Annotated in this window: 1 protein-coding gene; it reads left to right on the top strand. The window is 62.9% G+C overall.

Annotated elements, in window-relative coordinates:
• The coding region (locus AC4HOU_RS29125; protein ID WP_490725607.1) for an SAM-dependent methyltransferase at nt 1-684 on the top strand (684 nt) is incomplete at both ends.

The following is a 684-nucleotide window of genomic DNA, read 5'->3' as shown; positions in this document are numbered from 1 at the left end:
TCGCTGACCGGAGTGCGAGCGCCCGTCGGTGTGGATACCAGCCGGGCGAGTATCGCCCGCGTCTATGACTACTCGTTGGGCGGCAAGGACAACTACGACGTCGATCGCGCTGCGTTCGAACAAATCCTCCGGGTAGCGCCACGGCAGCGTGATGTGTCGAAGATGAACCGTCGTTGGCTGCATCGAGTAGCCAGGTACCTGGCCGGGGTAGCCGGCATCGACCAGTTCCTGGATATCGGCGCCGGACTCCCGACAGCCTGCAACACCCACGAGATCGTTCGAGAGCAGAACCCGTGCGCGACGGTCGTGTACGTGGACAACGATCCCGTCTGCATCGCGCACGGGCAGGCAATGCTCGCGAGAAACGACTACACGCGGTTCGTGCCCGCGGATCTGACCAAGCCGGACACGGTGCTCGGGAATGACGAAGTCTCCCGTTACCTCGACCTCGAGCGCCCGTTGGGGTTGATTCTGTGCGGGATTCTGCATCACGTCGACGATGAACTCGATCCCGTCGGCATCATGCGTCGATACACCGACGCGCTGCCGCCGGGTTCCTACGTTGCCATCACCCATTTTTGGAACCCGGATGACGGCTCCGACCTGGCGGATCTGGCGGTGCGACTGCAGCGGCAGTTCGTGGAGATGGGCTTGGGTTCGGGATGGTATCGCACGCGAGAACAG

Source organism: Nocardia sp. JCM 38205, assembly GCF_058222935.1.
This window is presented reverse-complemented; position numbering and strand designations above follow the sequence as displayed.